General features: G+C 37.7%; 16 protein-coding genes. 13 read left to right on the plus strand and 3 right to left on the minus strand.

What is annotated here, in order from left to right; all coding sequences use genetic code 11:
• Nucleotides 1-5: 5 nt before the first annotated feature.
• The gene (locus tag NST80_RS04445) at nt 6-1,403 is read left to right on the plus strand and encodes a C69 family dipeptidase (protein WP_070849698.1); all 1,398 of its coding nucleotides are present in this window, start codon (nt 6-8) and stop codon (nt 1,401-1,403) included.
• 55 nt (nt 1,404-1,458) lie between these two features.
• Here NST80_RS04445 and NST80_RS04450 read toward each other — a convergent pair whose 3' ends face one another.
• Complete coding sequence (locus tag NST80_RS04450; RefSeq protein ID WP_049553749.1) at nt 1,459-2,280, minus strand: PrsW family glutamic-type intramembrane protease; 822 nt, start codon at nt 2,278-2,280, stop codon at nt 1,459-1,461.
• Nucleotides 2,281-2,437: 157 nt separating this feature from the next.
• Here NST80_RS04450 and NST80_RS04455 point away from each other — a divergent pair, with 157 nt between their 5' ends.
• The 3 genes from NST80_RS04455 (at nt 2,438) to NST80_RS04465 (ending at nt 5,055) form a co-directional block, all read left to right on the plus strand.
• Nucleotides 2,438-3,982: a zinc ABC transporter substrate-binding protein AdcA gene (locus tag NST80_RS04455; protein WP_004182417.1), complete on the plus strand. Its 1,545-nt coding sequence runs from the start codon at nt 2,438-2,440 to the stop codon at nt 3,980-3,982.
• Between the two features lie 218 nt (nt 3,983-4,200).
• Nucleotides 4,201-4,599, plus strand: a complete 399-nt coding sequence (locus NST80_RS04460; protein ID WP_004182418.1) for a hypothetical protein — start codon at nt 4,201-4,203, stop codon at nt 4,597-4,599.
• Nucleotides 4,600-4,743: 144 nt separating this feature from the next.
• Nucleotides 4,744-5,055 carry a hypothetical protein gene (locus NST80_RS04465; protein ID WP_013990490.1) on the plus strand — a complete coding sequence of 104 codons (312 nt, stop codon included), beginning with the start codon at nt 4,744-4,746 and terminating at the stop codon, nt 5,053-5,055.
• Between the two features lie 54 nt (nt 5,056-5,109).
• Here NST80_RS04465 and NST80_RS04470 read toward each other — a convergent pair whose 3' ends face one another.
• On the minus strand, nt 5,110-6,117 hold the full coding sequence (locus tag NST80_RS04470; RefSeq protein WP_118171857.1) for a YeiH family protein: 1,008 nt from the start codon (nt 6,115-6,117) through the stop codon (nt 5,110-5,112).
• A 172-nt stretch (nt 6,118-6,289) separates the two neighbouring features.
• Here NST80_RS04470 and NST80_RS04475 point away from each other — a divergent pair, with 172 nt between their 5' ends.
• Nucleotides 6,290-7,003 (plus strand): glycoside hydrolase family 73 protein, encoded by a 714-nt coding sequence (locus NST80_RS04475; protein ID WP_013990492.1) that lies wholly within the window; start codon nt 6,290-6,292, stop codon nt 7,001-7,003.
• 100 nt (nt 7,004-7,103) lie between these two features.
• On the opposite strand, the gene NST80_RS04480 is transcribed toward NST80_RS04475, so the two are convergent.
• Complete coding sequence (locus NST80_RS04480) at nt 7,104-8,012, minus strand: LysR family transcriptional regulator (RefSeq protein ID WP_002891090.1); 909 nt, start codon at nt 8,010-8,012, stop codon at nt 7,104-7,106.
• A gap of 207 nt (nt 8,013-8,219) precedes the next feature.
• On the opposite strand from NST80_RS04480, the gene glmS reads away from it, so the two are divergent.
• The 8 genes from glmS (at nt 8,220) to NST80_RS04520 (ending at nt 14,983) form a co-directional block, all read left to right on the plus strand.
• Nucleotides 8,220-10,028: a glutamine--fructose-6-phosphate transaminase (isomerizing) gene (gene glmS / locus NST80_RS04485; RefSeq protein ID WP_045768647.1), complete on the plus strand. Its 1,809-nt coding sequence runs from the start codon at nt 8,220-8,222 to the stop codon at nt 10,026-10,028.
• Nucleotides 10,029-10,145: 117 nt separating this feature from the next.
• Nucleotides 10,146-10,478, plus strand: a complete 333-nt coding sequence (locus NST80_RS04490) for a zinc ribbon domain-containing protein YjdM (protein ID WP_002891088.1) — start codon at nt 10,146-10,148, stop codon at nt 10,476-10,478.
• Nucleotides 10,479-10,677: 199 nt separating this feature from the next.
• On the plus strand, nt 10,678-11,319 hold the full coding sequence (locus NST80_RS04495; RefSeq protein ID WP_002891087.1) for an amino acid ABC transporter permease: 642 nt from the start codon (nt 10,678-10,680) through the stop codon (nt 11,317-11,319).
• Nucleotides 11,320-11,327: 8 nt separating this feature from the next.
• Complete coding sequence (locus NST80_RS04500; RefSeq protein WP_002891086.1) at nt 11,328-11,957, plus strand: amino acid ABC transporter ATP-binding protein; 630 nt, start codon at nt 11,328-11,330, stop codon at nt 11,955-11,957.
• Between the two features lie 12 nt (nt 11,958-11,969).
• Nucleotides 11,970-12,821: an amino acid ABC transporter substrate-binding protein gene (locus tag NST80_RS04505; RefSeq protein WP_004182424.1), complete on the plus strand. Its 852-nt coding sequence runs from the start codon at nt 11,970-11,972 to the stop codon at nt 12,819-12,821.
• A gap of 113 nt (nt 12,822-12,934) precedes the next feature.
• On the plus strand, nt 12,935-14,350 hold the full coding sequence (locus NST80_RS04510; protein WP_004182425.1) for a Y-family DNA polymerase: 1,416 nt from the start codon (nt 12,935-12,937) through the stop codon (nt 14,348-14,350).
• Nucleotides 14,347-14,724 carry a hypothetical protein gene (locus NST80_RS04515; protein WP_004182426.1) on the plus strand — a complete coding sequence of 126 codons (378 nt, stop codon included), beginning with the start codon at nt 14,347-14,349 and terminating at the stop codon, nt 14,722-14,724. The genes NST80_RS04510 and NST80_RS04515 overlap by 4 nt, the downstream gene beginning before the upstream one ends.
• Nucleotides 14,702-14,983 carry a DUF5960 family protein gene (locus NST80_RS04520; RefSeq protein WP_118171856.1) on the plus strand — a complete coding sequence of 94 codons (282 nt, stop codon included), beginning with the start codon at nt 14,702-14,704 and terminating at the stop codon, nt 14,981-14,983. The genes NST80_RS04515 and NST80_RS04520 overlap by 23 nt, the downstream gene beginning before the upstream one ends.
• Nucleotides 14,984-15,071: the final 88 nt, after the last annotated feature.

Consider the following 15,071-nt stretch of genomic DNA (forward strand, 5'->3'; position numbering starts at 1 on the left):
CTTTTATGGCTTGTACAACGATTTTAGTAGGTAAGAAAGCCTCATATGACGGCTCTACCATGATTGCACGTACTGAGGATTCTCAATCAGGCGTTTTTACGCCTAAAGAATTTCTCGTCGTGCCCCCTGAAGACCAACCGCGTCATTACCAGTCTGTGCTTAGCAATTTTTCAATTGATTTGCCAGATAATCCTCTACGTTATACTTCTGTCCCAGATGCGCTTGGGAAAGACGGTATTTGGGGTGAAGCTGGTATTAACTCAGCTAATGTTGCCATGAGTGCAACAGAAACAATCACGACCAATGCGCGTGTTCTCGGTGCAGATCCTCTTGTTAAAGATGGTTTTGGAGAAGAGGATATGTTGACTTTGGTCTTGCCATATATCAAGACGGCGCGTGAAGGTGTCCTTCGTTTGGGACAACTCCTTGAAACTTACGGAACTTATGAGTCAAATGGTATTGCTTTTTCAGACACTGAAGAAATTTGGTGGTTGGAAACAATTGGTGGTCACCATTGGATTGCAAGACGTGTTCCAGACGATGCCTATGTAACTAACCCAAACCAACTTGGTATCGATCACTATGAGTTTGAAAATCCAGACGACTATCTTGCCTCACCAGACATTCGAAACTTCATTAATAAACATCACCTAGATTTGACTTATTCTAATGAACACTTTAATCCACGTTATGCTTTTGGTAGCCAACGAGATAAGGATCGTCATTATAATACACCACGTGCCTGGGCTATGCAGAAATTTTTGAACCCAGAAAAAGACTATGATCCAAAATCATTCTTTATTCCATGGTGCCAAAAACCATACCGTAAAATTACAGTTGAAGATGTTAAATACGTTTTGAGTCTTCATTACCAAGATACACCTTATGACCCTTATGGACCTCAAGGAGATGCGGTAAGTCAACGCCAATTCCGTCCAATCGGTATTAACCGTACTAGTCAAACAGCTCTCTTGCAAATGCGTCCTAACAAACCATCAGAAACAACTGGTATTCAGTGGTTAGCCTATGGATCAATGCCATTCGGTACAATGGTGCCATTCTGGACTCAGGTCGGAACAACACCTGCTTATTTCCGTCAAACAACTGATAAAGTAGATACAGGTAATTTCTACTGGAGTAATCGCTTGATTGCTGCTATCTGTGATCCTCATTTCCAACAGCATGAAGCTGATTTAGATGCCTATGTAGAAACAACTATGGCTCTTGGCCATGCCATGATTAATCATGTTGATACCGCTTTGGCTAATGATGAAAGTATTGATTTTGAAGCAGAAAATCAAAAAATTAGTGATAAGATTCAGTCAGAAACAGATAAACTATTGGCAAAAGTCTTAGATGATGCAAGTAACTTGATGACCAATCGTTTTTCTATGAGTGATTAAAGTCATCAAAAAAGCCTTTCCATAAAATTGGAAAGGTTTTTTAGTATTCTAAACATTACTTGTTTTCTTCATCTAGTTTCGAGAGAATCTGATAAAGTGTAATGAAAAAGAAAAGATTGACTGAAATGAGAAGGCCTGATGCCCATGGCAAATCGCTTTCTAAATTTCGAAGAGGTGAATTCCAAGCAAAGTGTGCCGCAAAAGCACCGCAAGCATAAAGAATACCAATAAGACTGTACTTGGAATTAATGAGTTTTTGACGTGAACGCCATATAAGGACTAGCCCTATAGCAAGGAAGGACGTGTAAAGCCAGTGAGACGATACAGCACCAATAGTTCGACCAAGAATCCCTGAAACCGTATAAGAAAAACCATCAGGCAAATCTGAAAGAATATAGGAGAAATCTTCACTAATCTGGAAGCCAAGACCTGCCGTAATAGCGACAAGCAAGAGCCCCTTGTAACTTTTTGTTGGCACCATATAGATAGCAAAGAGAAAAGCAGCTAGTTTGAGGGGTTCTTCAACTAGGGGGGCCATAAGGGCATCCTCAAAGCGGTAGAAGAAACTCTTTGAAGAAAGATGAGCAGTCACCCAGTCGTGAGAAATGGTATTGGCATAACCAGCTATCCATCCTGTAATAAAGACTCCACCAATTAGAGCAAATATGAGAACAAGTGGTTTCACCTGCCATCTCTTACCTAAGTATCGAACCAGAAATATTCCTGGTAGGATATAACATAAGGCAATTAGTGTTGATAGTCCAATAATACCGTATGCTGAACCAGACAAGGCACCTGAGGTGTATGATTGTGTATCATAAGTCAGGCCAATGGATGCAAGCAATAAAAAAAGATATAGGGTTAATTTACGAAACATGTATAACCTACTTTCCAAATGATATTTCCAGTATATCAAATAATTCTTTTTCATCGAAATATTTCAATTTTTTTATTTTAGTACTTGCAAAATAAATGAAGTGTGATATACTTAACCAGTAAACTATTAACTGGTTAAGTATTTTGAAAGGAATATCATGAAAAAGAAACGCATTTTTGGCCTAGCAGGAATAGCAGCAGTTGTTTTAGCTGCTGGTGCAGGTATTTATTATACGACTAGTCACCACGGTTCAAAAGGAAATAGCGACTTGAAGGTTGTGACCAGCTTTTACCCTGTTTATGAATTTACAAAGCAGGTTGTTGGCGATGAGGGAGAGGTGTCTTATCTTATTCCCGCTGGTAGTGAAGCCCACGATTTTCAACCATCTACTAAGAATGTCGCTGACATTGAAAAAGCAGATACTTTCGTCTACCTAAATGAAAATATGGAAACCTGGGTTCCAAAAGTTGAAAAGTCTATCAACACTAAAAATACAAAAATCATTAAGGCAAGTCAAGGCATGGTTCTCTTACCTGGAATAGAGGAAGAAGATCATGATCACGGTGGAGAAGAGCATCACCACGAATATGATCCTCATGTTTGGCTCTCACCTAAACGTTCTCAAAAATTAGTTGAAACTATTAGGGACGGTTTGATTGCTCAACACCCAGATAAAAAAGCAGTCTTTACAACCAATGCTGAGAAATACCTTAAAAAATTAAAGACTTTGGATAAGGAGTATACTGAAGCCTTAAGTCAAGCGAAACAGAAAAGTTTTGTTACCCAGCACTCAGCTTTTGCCTACCTTGCTTTAGATTACGGTTTGACACAAGTACCAATTTCAGGTGTTTCAGCTGAATCTGATCCATCTGCAAAACGTATCGCTAGCCTTTCTAAGTATGTCAAAGAATATGACATTAACTATATCTACTTTGAGGAAAATGCTTCAAGTAGCGTTGCCAAAACCTTAGCTAATGAAGTAGGAGTTAAGACAGCAGTTTTAAATCCAATTGAATCACTAACTAAGGAACAGTTGAAAAAAGGTGAAGATTATGTCAGTGTTATGACTGAGAACCTAAAGAATCTTCGTTTAACAACAGATGTTGAAGGGAAAGCTATCCAACCTGAAACAGGAAGTGATGATAAGAAAACAGTCCAAAATGGTTACTTTGATGATAAAGATGTTAAAGATAGAGAACTTTCTGATTGGTCTGGTGAGTGGCAATCGGTCTATCCTTACCTCCAAGATGGTACTTTAGATCAAGTATTTGAATACAAATCTCTATTGAATAAGGATAAAACCGCACAAGAGTACAAAGAATACTACACTAAGGGCTATCAAACAGATGTTTCTAAAATTGCTATTGATGGTAAAAAGATGACCATGACTTTCACAAAGAATGATGGAAGTAGCGTGACACACACTTATCGTTATGATGGTTATAAGATTTTGACTTATGCTTCTGGTAAAAAAGGTGTCCGTTATCTCTTCACAGCAACTGACAGTCAAGCTGCTGACAATCCTTACCAATATGTCCAATTTTCAGATCATCAAATAGATCCAACAACTTCAGCACATTTCCATATTTTCTTTGGTAATAGTAGCCAAGATGAGATTCTAAAAGAGATGGATAATTGGCCAACTTACTATCCTGGAAAACTTAGTGGTTTGGAAATTGCCCAAGAAATGGTTAGTCATTAATACTAGAATTGCACTCATTCGTGAGTGTTTTTCTTTTTTTAAAAAATCTTTCATTTCTTAAACTCTTAGAAAATTGCTAGTGTCATTATTTTTAAACAGAAATTTAAAGCATGGTATTTTTTCTAAAAAAATCCTGTAAAAAATTAAATAATTACTACATTTTTTCATTCTTTAGTGGTACAATAATAGTACGATTTTCAGATGACCAGGAGAGACCCATGAACCAGTATTTAGTAGCGATACATTATATTCAACTGCTTCAAGCAGAACTCGATATTCTAAATCATGATGCACGCTTGCTTTTTGATTTAAAGATTGAACCGAATCTTGCTAAACGAGAGCTTGCTGACTTGAAAGTATCCCTATCTAAATTATCTGACAAAAACCTTTATATCGAAGGTACAATCTGGTATCAACCAAGTTTGTTTGCAATCATTGATCAAAATTTAGGGGTTATTGATGACTGGCTCAAGGAATTAGATGACTTCTTTGAATTTACCTATAGTACAACAGTTTTTACTGTTTTGAAAGAAAATGAAAATCGAAGTTACGACTTATTACTTGGTCTCTATAGCCGTCTTGAATACGTTATTTCAGAAATAAAAAATTGCCGTTAGTCCTTAACGGTTTTTAGTTTGTAATGGATTTACAATTTAGATTATAAACATCAAATAATTTGACAAAATCTCCAAATATATGTAGAATAAATTTGATAACGCTCTAATAAAAAGATTCTTAAATTAAAGGAAAATAATGAAGAAGTGAGTAATCAGGGGTTGAAATCAGGGGATTTTTTGAAATATTATTTGGTGAGCCTTAGTTCACTTAGTGTTTTGTGCCTTATTTTTTATGGACTCTATTCTCTAAACGGGCTTATGCCTTTGTCTTTAGATGGTTCTTCACATATTGATGTGAAACATTATTCTGGACAGGCACCTACATCAGTAAAAAAAGACGGTGTTTATAGGGTTCAGGATATTAGCGGTGAAACTAAAAGTTATCAAGTTGATTTGAAAGTAACAAACGATGGGGACAAGGTTATTCAAACCTATGTCTTTGAGTATAAAAAATGATTCTATAATAAAAACTCACAAACTTAGCAAGATTGTGAGTTTTTTAGATGTCTTTTACCAAAGTCCTAATACCTTTTGCATGAGAAGAGAAGCAAGACTGATTAATAACCAACAGACTCCTCCCACTAGAAGTGCTGAGCCTCCTTTAGTGATTAGTTTTTTGAGATTTGTTTGGAAACCAATAGCTGTCATTGCCATAATAATCATAAATTTCGAAAGGTCTTTTAAAGGTGAAAAGACGGCAGGTGTTACACCGAGTGACATTGAAACAGTTGTAATCAGTGAGGCCAAAAGGAACCAAAGGATAAAGTTAGGCACTGCTTTGGTTAGCGAGAATGCTTCCTTTGTATTGTTCTTTCGCGACTGCCATACAGAAAGCCCAAGAGTTATAGGGATGATAGCAAGTGTTCGAGTCAACTTAACAATTGTCGCCTGCTCCAGAATGGATGTTCCATGTAAGCTATCCCAGGAACTAGCTGTAGCAGTTACAGAAGAAGTATCGTTGACAGCTGTTCCAGCAAATATGGCAAAGCCTTGATTACTAAGTCCCAACCAGGATCCCAAGTGAGGGAAGAGTAAAGCCGCTAAGATGTTAAAAAAGAAAATTACAGAGATTGCTGTTGCAATAGATTCATCTTTAGCCTTGATTACAGGAGCGGTTGCAGCGATAGCAGATCCCCCACAAATAGAGGAACCAACACCTACTAAAGTAGCAATTTCACTATCTAGCTTGAACACGCGATGGACGACATAAGCAGTAAGCAGTGCCGTAGTAATAGTCACTAGAATAATGGGAAGTGATGTTACGCCAACCTTAAAGACTTGGGAAAGATTTAGTCCAAATCCAAGAAGAACAACAGCGTATTGTAATACTTTTTTAGAAGTGAATTGCATTCCTGTTTTAAGTTTCTGAGAATCTCTTAGAATAATTCCTAGCAGAAGACCTATAAATAAACCAAGGACAGGCCCACCAATAATAGGGAATAAGTTTCCAAGGAACCATGCTAGGAGAGATATAAGTATTGCAATACTTAATCCGGGTGAGAATTCTTTTATTTTCATTCATCTATCTCCTTAAAATTTGACTATATTATAGCTTATTATAAATATGATGTAAAGGTGATGTTTGCTTTATTTATCAAGGAAAATAGTTCTGAAAGTTGCGACTTGTCAGTTTTTCTGATAGAATAGTATTAAAATATTATAATCAAAAATCTTATGAAGGAAGGGTTGTATGTATCGTCATTTAAAGAAGTATATGATTTTTACCGTGGGAGCTTTTATGTGTTCACTTTTTTTGGTTCTAGCTTTTACAACAGATAGAAAAAATGATAACAGTGTTAATGCTAAAGCTGAAGCTGCTTACAATCAAACTACGACGGCTTTTATTGATAATATCGGAGAGACTGCTAGACAGATTGGTCAAGATTACAATATCTATGCTTCTGTTCTAATTGCTCAAGCCATTCTGGAATCAAATTCAGGTCAGTCAGGTCTGAGTCAAGCTCCTTATTACAACTTCTTCGGGATTAAAGGCACTTATAATGGGAATTCTGTGACCATGCGTACATGGGAAGACGATGGTACAGGGAAGACTTATGAGATTGATGAACCTTTCCGTTCTTATGGAAGTCTAAGCGATTCTTTAGCCGATTATGCTGCTTTGATGACGTCATCAACTTATGCTGGCACATGGAAATCAAATACAAGTAGTTATGCAGATGCCACTCAAGCATTGACAGGAACTTATGCAACTGACAGTCTTTACGCTTCTAAATTAAATAGCATTATTGCATACTATGGTTTGACTGCCTATGATCAAGCTCCAGTTACCCAAGCAACTGGTTCAACAAGTGGCCTTGTTTGGAACAGCTATAGGGGCTCATATACAGATGCTGAGACCTTATCTATAGATGAGGCTTGGGCAAGCTATAAAAATTATAAATAACAATGAGAGTCGAAAGGCTCTTTTTTTGTGCACTAAATTGGACAGTTTGGGTGATAAAAAGTCCCCAACATTAACATTCTGTGCTGGGGACTAACATCTATTAGTTGTCAAAAGTGACTTCTTTAACGAGGTTATCTAGGAATTTTTCTCCCATTTTAGAGAGGGTTGCCTTTTCATGCTTCAAGTAAACAATATCAATTTCATCATCAATATCAAGCGGGATAGAGACAATGTTATCTCCATTCAAATTACTATTTAAAATACCTGTAGCAATGGTGTAACCATCCAAACCAATTAATAGGTTGAAGAGTGTCGCGCGGTCTGAAACCACGATGGATTTTTTATGGGGAATCTGAGAGAGGATTTCTTCAGAATAGTAGAAGGAATTATGAATCCCTTGGTCGTAACTAAGGTATGGGAAGTCTTCTAAATCTTCTAAAGAAACAACTTCATGCTTAGCCAAGGGATTTGACTTGCTGACAAAGATATGTGGTCTAGCTTTGAAGAGACTGGTATATGTGAGACGGTTGTCGTCAAACATCTTAGTCAAGACATCTCGGTTATAGCTGTTAAGGAAGAGAACACCAATTTCTGAACGGAAGTTCTTAACGTCCTCAATAATTTCGTAAGTACGTGTTTCACGTAAGAAGAGTTCGTAACGTGTCATATCAGCTCTTTTGAGAAGTGAGACGAAAGCATTGACAACAAAAGCGTAGTGTTGAGAGGAAACACTAAACAATTCACGTGTTTCTGTGTGACTCTTGTAACGTTCTTCCAAGAGATTCGTTTGTTCCACTACCTGACGGGCATAAGAGAGAAATTCAACGCCATCCTTGGTTAAGGTGATTCCTTTAGGGTTACGGATAAAGATATCAATTCCCATTTCTCTTTCCAAGTCACGAACAGCATTTGAAAGACTTGGTTGTGTGATGAAAAGTTGTTTTGCGGCTTCATTCATTGAGCCGGTTTCGACGATTTTGATAATATAATGTAATTGTTGAATTCGCATAGCCTTATTATAGCATATTTTAAGGATTATTCCTTAGGATAAGAGGCGAGTAAAAGGTCTTTTTAGGACTATACCAATTTTTATACTTGACAATGTCAAATATATGGAATATACTGTCCTCGTCAAGCTTTTTAAAGAGCTTATTGACTATACCAATTTTAAATAAAGGAGACATGACCTCTTTGATTTGAGGTTATTATTAAAAATATGTGTGGAATTGTTGGTGTTGTAGGTAACACAAATGCAACTGATATCTTGACTCAAGGACTTGAAAAGCTAGAATACCGTGGTTATGATTCAGCTGGTATCTTTGTAGCTGGCGATGCATCTAGTCAATTAGTTAAGGCTGTTGGCCGTATTGCGGAACTTGCTGCTAAAACTGAAGGAGTAGAAGGTACAGCCGGTATTGGACATACTCGTTGGGCAACTCATGGTAAACCAACAGAGGACAATGCTCACCCACACCGCTCAGAAACAGAACGTTTCGTTTTGGTTCACAATGGTGTTATTGAAAACTATCTTGAAATTAAAGAAGAATACCTTTCTGGTCACCATTTCAAAGGTCAAACCGATACTGAAATTGCAGTTCACTTGATTGGAAAATTTGTTGAAGAAGATGGTTTGTCAACTCTTGAAGCATTCAAGAAAGCTCTTCACATTATCCGTGGATCATATGCCTTTGCCCTCATGGATTCTGAAGATGCCTCAACAATTTACGTGGCAAAAAACAAATCACCACTTTTGATTGGTCTTGGTGATGGCTATAACATGGTCTGCTCAGATGCCATGGCTATGATTCGCGAAACTAATCAATACATGGAAATTCACGATCAAGAGTTAGTTATCGTGAAAGCTGATAGTGTTGAAGTTCAAGACTATGATGGCAATGTAAAAGAACGTGATAGCTATACAGCTGAACTTGACCTATCTGATATTGGTAAAGGCACTTACCCTTACTACATGCTCAAAGAAATCGATGAACAACCAACAGTGATGCGTAAGCTTATCCAAGCCTATACAGATGACAAGGGGCAAGTGACTGTAGATGCTGATATTATCAAGGCTGTTCAAGAGGCTGATCGTATCTATATTCTTGCGGCAGGAACATCATATCATGCTGGTTTTGCTTCTAAGAAGATGCTTGAAGAGTTAACGGATACACCAGTTGAGCTTGGTATTTCTTCTGAGTGGGGTTATGGTATGCCACTCCTTAGCAAGAAACCTCTCTTTGTCTTTATTAGCCAATCAGGTGAAACAGCAGATAGCCGTCAGGTTCTTGTTAAAGCTAACGAGTTGGGTATTCCAAGTTTGACAGTGACAAACGTTCCGGGATCTACTCTTTCTCGTGAAGCTGACCATACAATGCTTCTTCATGCTGGCCCAGAAATTGCCGTAGCTTCTACTAAAGCTTATACTGCTCAGATTGCTGCTCTTGCCTTCTTGGCTAAAGCAGTCGGTGAAGCGAATGGTAATGAAAAAGCTAAAGCTTTCGACTTGGTACATGAATTGTCACTTGTAGCACAATCTATCGAATCAACTCTCTCTGAAAAAGAAGTTATTGATGAGAAAGTGGCAGCTCTTCTTGCAGAAACACGTAATGCTTTCTATATTGGTCGTGGTCAAGATTACTACGTTGCTATGGAAGCTAGTCTTAAATTGAAAGAAATCTCATATATCCAATGTGAAGGTTTTGCAGCAGGTGAGTTGAAACACGGAACAATTGCTTTGATCGAAGATGGTACACCTGTTATTGCCCTCTTGTCTGACGCTGTTCTTGCTAGCCACACTCGTGGTAATATCCAAGAGGTAGCAGCACGTGGTGCTAAAGTGTTGACTATTGCTGAGGAAAATATTGCTAAAGAAGGCGATGACATCGTTCTTAATAACGTTCACCCTTACTTGTCACCAATTTCAATGGTTGTACCGACACAATTGATTGCTTATTTTGCAACACTCCATCGTGGACTCGACGTCGATAAACCACGTAACTTGGCTAAATCAGTTACTGTTGAATAAAAATACCAACATCTCTTACAGTGTAAGGGATGTTGTTTGTTTTTATCGTTTTCACCCTTGCTTAATTGAGAAATCTAAAGTAGAATAGTATCTATATCACAATCTTAGGAGAGAATTATGTCATTACCAAATTGTCCAAAATGTAACTCAGAGTATGTTTATGAAGATGGAATCTTGCTTGTATGTCCTGAATGTGCCTATGAGTGGGATCCAAACGAAGTTGCAGAAGAAGAAGGACTTGTGGTTCTTGATAGCAATGGCACACGTCTTGCTGACGGTGACACTGTTACAGTTATCAAAGATTTGAAAGTTAAAGGTGCGCCAAAAGATATTAAACAAGGTACACGTGTTAAAAATATTCGTTTGGTTGAAGGTGACCACAACATTGATTGTAAGATTGATGGTTTTGGTGCTATGAAACTTAAATCTGAATTTGTTAAGAAAATCTAAAATAAGCTTTAGGGACACTAGACTTAAGTATAGTTTGTTTCTTAGGACCGATTATTTAAGTCTCTCAGGAGTGTGACTATGAACTCATTTAAAAAGTGGGTCTAGTCGCACTCCTTTTTACTATTTTCAAAATCTTATATCATTTTTTTAAAAAATTTGGTATAATATTCAGTAATACTAAATAATTATAGGAGTTTATATGTCATACGTTTTGGAAGTATTACCAGCCCTTTTGAACGGTGCGGTAGTCACACTTCAAGTATTCTTCATTGTTATCGTACTGTCGATTCCATTAGGGATTGTACTTGCTTTCTTAATGCAGATTAAATTCAAACCTTTAAATTGGTTACTAACCCTTTATGTTTGGATTATGCGTGGAACGCCCCTCCTTTTACAATTGATCTTCGTTTATTATGTTCTTCCAAGTGTTGGGATTGTCTTTGACCGTCTGCCAGCTGCTATTCTTGCTTTTACGCTTAATTATGCAGCTTATTTCGCAGAGATTTTCCGTGGAGGAATCTTGGCTATTCCGAAAGGACAATACGAAGCAGCGAAAATGCTTAAACTTAGTCCTTTCCAAACTATCCGCTACATTATCCTTCCTCAGGTGGTCAAGATTGTCTTGCCAAGTATTTTTAACGAGATTATTAACTTGGTTAAGGATTCATCATTGGTTTATGTGCTTGGGGTTGGAGACCTTCTTTTGGAAAGTCGTACCGCTGCGAACCGTGATGCGACCCTAGCACCGATGTTTGTGGCTGGGGCTATCTATCTTATCCTTGTGGGTGTGGTGACTGTGGCTTCGAAACACATCGAAAAGAAATTCAACTATTATAAATAGGAGACCTTATGTTAGAATTAAAAAATATTTCCAAGCAATTTGGTCAACACAAAATTTTTGATAACTATAACCTAACTGTCGAAGAAGGGAAAATCTTAGCTATTGTCGGACCATCTGGTGGTGGTAAAACGACTCTCTTACGTATGTTAGCAGGACTTGAAACCATTGATTCAGGGCAAATTATTTATGAAAATGAAGAGATTCCTTTGGATCAGATGGAAAGTCGTAACTTGCTAGGTTTTGTCTTCCAAGATTTCCAACTGTTTCCGCACCTGACAGTCTTAGACAACCTAACACTTTCGCCAATTAAGACGATGGGAATGTCTAAGGAAGATGCCCAGAAAAAAGCTCAAGCCCTACTTGACCGTTTAGGTCTGGGAGCTCACGGAAATGCTTATCCTTACTCTCTTTCTGGGGGACAAAAACAACGTGTTGCATTTGCGCGTGCTATGATGATTGATCCGAAAATTGTCGGTTATGATGAACCAACATCAGCTCTTGACCCTGAGTTGCGTCAAGAAGTTGAGAAATTGATTTTGCAGAATCGTGAGACTGGGATTACGCAAATCGTTATCACTCACGATATGCAGTTTGCACAGCACATCGCCGACGAGATTGTCACTATCAATCCAAAATAGTGAGGATTTTCCATGAAAAAAATAGTAAAAACGATTTTTCTAGGCTGTCTTGTCATTTTGCCTTTGTTTGCGCTATCAGCTTGTAGCTCGCGCTCACATTTTGCAACTCAGAAAGACCAGTGGCAAACCTATACCAAAGAAAAGAAAATCAAAATTGGTTTTGATGCGACCTTTGTTCCTATGGGATATGAGGAAAAGGATGGTAGCTATGTTGGTTTTGATATTGATCTTGCCACTGCAGTTTTTAAATTGTATGGTATTGATGTCGAATGGCAGGCTATTGACTGGGATATGAAAGAAACAGAACTGAAGAATGGGACAATTGACCTCATTTGGAATGGTTACTCGGTCACGGATGAGCGTAAGCAGTCTGCAGACTTTACAGTGCCTTATATGGTCAATGAACAAGTACTGGTAACCAAAAAGTCTTCGGGAATTGATTCTGTTGCAGGAATGGCAGGTAAGACCTTAGGTGCCCAAGCAGGCTCTTCCGGTTATGATGCTTTCAATGCTTCACCGAAGATTTTGAAGGATATCGTCGCCAACCAAAAAGCAGTCCAATATTCGACCTTTACTCAGGCCTTGATTGACCTTGATAGTGGACGTATTGACGGCCTATTGATTGACCGTGTGTATGCTAATTACTACTTAGAAAAATCAGGAGTTCTGGATCAGTATAACGTTATGCCTGCTGGTTACGAGGGTGAAAGCTTTGCTGTAGGTGCTCGTAAGGCAGATAAGACACTGATCAAAAAAATCAATCAAGGATTTAGAACCCTTTATAAAAATGGAGAATTCCAAAAGATTTCTGACAAATGGTTTGGTGAAGATGTTGCCACCGACCAAGTTAAAGGGAAAAAATAGAAGGATAACAACATTCTAGAAGGGATGTTGTTATTTTTTTGTGGAAAATACTTGAAATAAAACAAGTTATATTTTATACTAATGTTAGTTTATAAACTAACGAAAGGGCAAGTATGGGATATTTTGATTATTCAAGAGAACCGCAAAGTGATATTGCTTTTGTAGATATGAAATCTTTCTATGCGAGTGTAGAGTGTGTTGAACGTGGGTTACACCCTCTTAAGACTTCTCTATGTGTGATGAGTAGGGCTGAAAATGCTAATGGTTTAATACTAGCCTCTTCCCCCATATTTAAGAAGGTTTTTGGCAAGTCAAATGTTAGTCGTTCTTATGACTTACCTTTTGACATTCATTCTCGTAAGTTTCATTATTATAATGCCAAAAAGCAGGGACTTCCAACGGATAGAGCTTTTGTAGATTACATCGAATCTTGGGCTAAGGTTACCTTTATCGTTCCTCCTAGAATGGACCTCTATATAAAAAAGAATATCCAGATTCAACACATTTTCCAGAATTATGCCAGTGTTGAAGATATTCTTCCCTATTCCATTGATGAGGGTTTCATTGATCTCACGTCGTCACTGAATTACTTTATTCCCGATAGGACTGTTACAAGAAAAGATAAGTTAGATATGATTTCAGGGCGTATTCAAAGAGATATTTGGAGGGAGACAGGTATTTACTCGACAGTTGGGATGTCTAACAGCAATCCCTTATTGGCCAAGTTAGCTCTTGATAATGAGGCCAAACATACGGCTACTATGAGAGCCAACTGGTCCTACGAAGATGTTGAAACTAAGGTTTGGAACATTCCTCATATGACCGATTTCTGGGGGATTGGAAAGCGGATGGAGAAGCGTTTAAACAAGTTAGGGATTTTCTCCATTCGAGAACTTGCTAATAGCAATCCTGATACTCTTAAAAAGGAGTTAGGTATTGTGGGCTTAGACCTCTTTTTTCATGCCAACGGTATCGATGAAAGTAATGTTCATAAACCTTATAAACCAAAGTCACATGGCTTAGGAAATTCCCAAATCTTGCCACGAGACTATGAGCGTCAAGCTGATATTGAATTGATTCTAAGAGAGATGGCAGAACAGGTAGCTATTAGGTTAAGACGAGCCCATAAGAAAGCTTGTCAAGTTTCCATCAGCATTGGTTTTTCAAAGTTAGAGGGCAAGCGTTCGCTACAAGCACAGATGAAGATTGAACCTGCTAATAATACAAGAGTACTAATAAGCCATGTCATTGAACTCTTTAGGAAGAAATATCAAGGAGGGGCTGTTCGAAGTGTCAGTGTTTCTTATGCAAATTTTGTAGATGAAAGGCTTCAAATTCTTTCTTTATTTGATAATCCAGATGACATTGATAAAGAAGAAAGACTTCAGGCAGCTATAGATAATATTCGACAGGAATTTGGCTTTACGACCATTCAAAAAGCAACTGCTTTACAGGAGGCATCTAGAAGTCTTGTTCGAAGTAAGCTTATTGGTGGACACTCTGCTGGAGGATTAGATGGCTTAAAATGATAGACCGTAGTTACCTTCCCTTTCAATCAGCTAGGGAACATCAAGACAGGGGAATGATGAAGTGGATGGGCTTTTTCTTGTCGGAACACACAAGTTCCCTACATGAAGATAAGACTAAAGAAAATCTTAGGAGTCATTTGGATGATTTAGAGAAGTTTACTTTATTAAACCAGCTTTATTCAGGTCAATTATTGGGAAATTTCCAGATAAAGGATCAAGGTAGGCGCTGTAGATGTAGTGGCTATGTGGTTGACTTGGATTTTAATCAAGTTACTATAAAATCTTGCAAGCGATATAAATGTATTCGAACAAAGGATATATTAGAAATTAGTTTTGGGGTTGAAAACATAGATGAGGAAGAGAAAAATTTATGATGATAAACTTCAAATTGATTATTTTTCTGATAGCTATTTAAAATTTGAAGAAGACTTTTATCGCTATTCTGCCATGGATATTCCCTTAACCTTTTTGACGGATGATATTATGAGGGAAATGGCTATCAGTCAAAAGAATTATTTTTTATTAAATAAAGAGAATGCCAGAGATGGATGCAATCATTATTTCCATTTTGAAGTCAGCCTAGTTGATTCCAGGACGCTTGTGAGACAGTATAGGTATCTTGGAAATGATTGAAACAAAGTAATATCAGCAGCAGAAATAGCAACAATTCCACTTGTATAGAGAGTTTTCAAGAAAGTTTTCGCAAGCTAAGAAAAGCTTT

It is taken from the genome of Streptococcus sp. FSL K6-1323 (assembly GCF_038630745.1).
Classification (GTDB): Bacteria; Bacillota; Bacilli; order Lactobacillales; family Streptococcaceae; genus Streptococcus; species Streptococcus salivarius_D.

What these genes read in the sequence shown, in the direction of transcription:
- NST80_RS04480 (WP_002891090.1), bottom strand. Translation starts at nt 8,012, where the DNA reads ATGCGAATTCAACAATTACATTATATTATCAAAATCGTCGAAACCGGC.
- NST80_RS04450 (WP_049553749.1), bottom strand. Translation starts at nt 2,280, where the DNA reads ATGTTTCGTAAATTAACCCTATATCTTTTTTTATTGCTTGCATCCATT.
- NST80_RS04495 (WP_002891087.1), top strand. Translation starts at nt 10,678, where the DNA reads ATGTCATACGTTTTGGAAGTATTACCAGCCCTTTTGAACGGTGCGGTA.
- glmS (WP_045768647.1), top strand. Translation starts at nt 8,220, where the DNA reads ATGTGTGGAATTGTTGGTGTTGTAGGTAACACAAATGCAACTGATATC.
- NST80_RS04505 (WP_004182424.1), top strand. Translation starts at nt 11,970, where the DNA reads ATGAAAAAAATAGTAAAAACGATTTTTCTAGGCTGTCTTGTCATTTTG.
- NST80_RS04475 (WP_013990492.1), top strand. Translation starts at nt 6,290, where the DNA reads ATGTATCGTCATTTAAAGAAGTATATGATTTTTACCGTGGGAGCTTTT.
- NST80_RS04445 (WP_070849698.1), top strand. Translation starts at nt 6, where the DNA reads ATGGCTTGTACAACGATTTTAGTAGGTAAGAAAGCCTCATATGACGGC.
- NST80_RS04455 (WP_004182417.1), top strand. Translation starts at nt 2,438, where the DNA reads ATGAAAAAGAAACGCATTTTTGGCCTAGCAGGAATAGCAGCAGTTGTT.
- NST80_RS04520 (WP_118171856.1), top strand. Translation starts at nt 14,702, where the DNA reads ATGAGGAAGAGAAAAATTTATGATGATAAACTTCAAATTGATTATTTT.
- NST80_RS04490 (WP_002891088.1), top strand. Translation starts at nt 10,146, where the DNA reads ATGTCATTACCAAATTGTCCAAAATGTAACTCAGAGTATGTTTATGAA.
- NST80_RS04515 (WP_004182426.1), top strand. Translation starts at nt 14,347, where the DNA reads ATGATAGACCGTAGTTACCTTCCCTTTCAATCAGCTAGGGAACATCAA.
- NST80_RS04460 (WP_004182418.1), top strand. Translation starts at nt 4,201, where the DNA reads ATGAACCAGTATTTAGTAGCGATACATTATATTCAACTGCTTCAAGCA.
- NST80_RS04470 (WP_118171857.1), bottom strand. Translation starts at nt 6,117, where the DNA reads ATGAAAATAAAAGAATTCTCACCCGGATTAAGTATTGCAATACTTATA.
- NST80_RS04510 (WP_004182425.1), top strand. Translation starts at nt 12,935, where the DNA reads ATGGGATATTTTGATTATTCAAGAGAACCGCAAAGTGATATTGCTTTT.
- NST80_RS04500 (WP_002891086.1), top strand. Translation starts at nt 11,328, where the DNA reads ATGTTAGAATTAAAAAATATTTCCAAGCAATTTGGTCAACACAAAATT.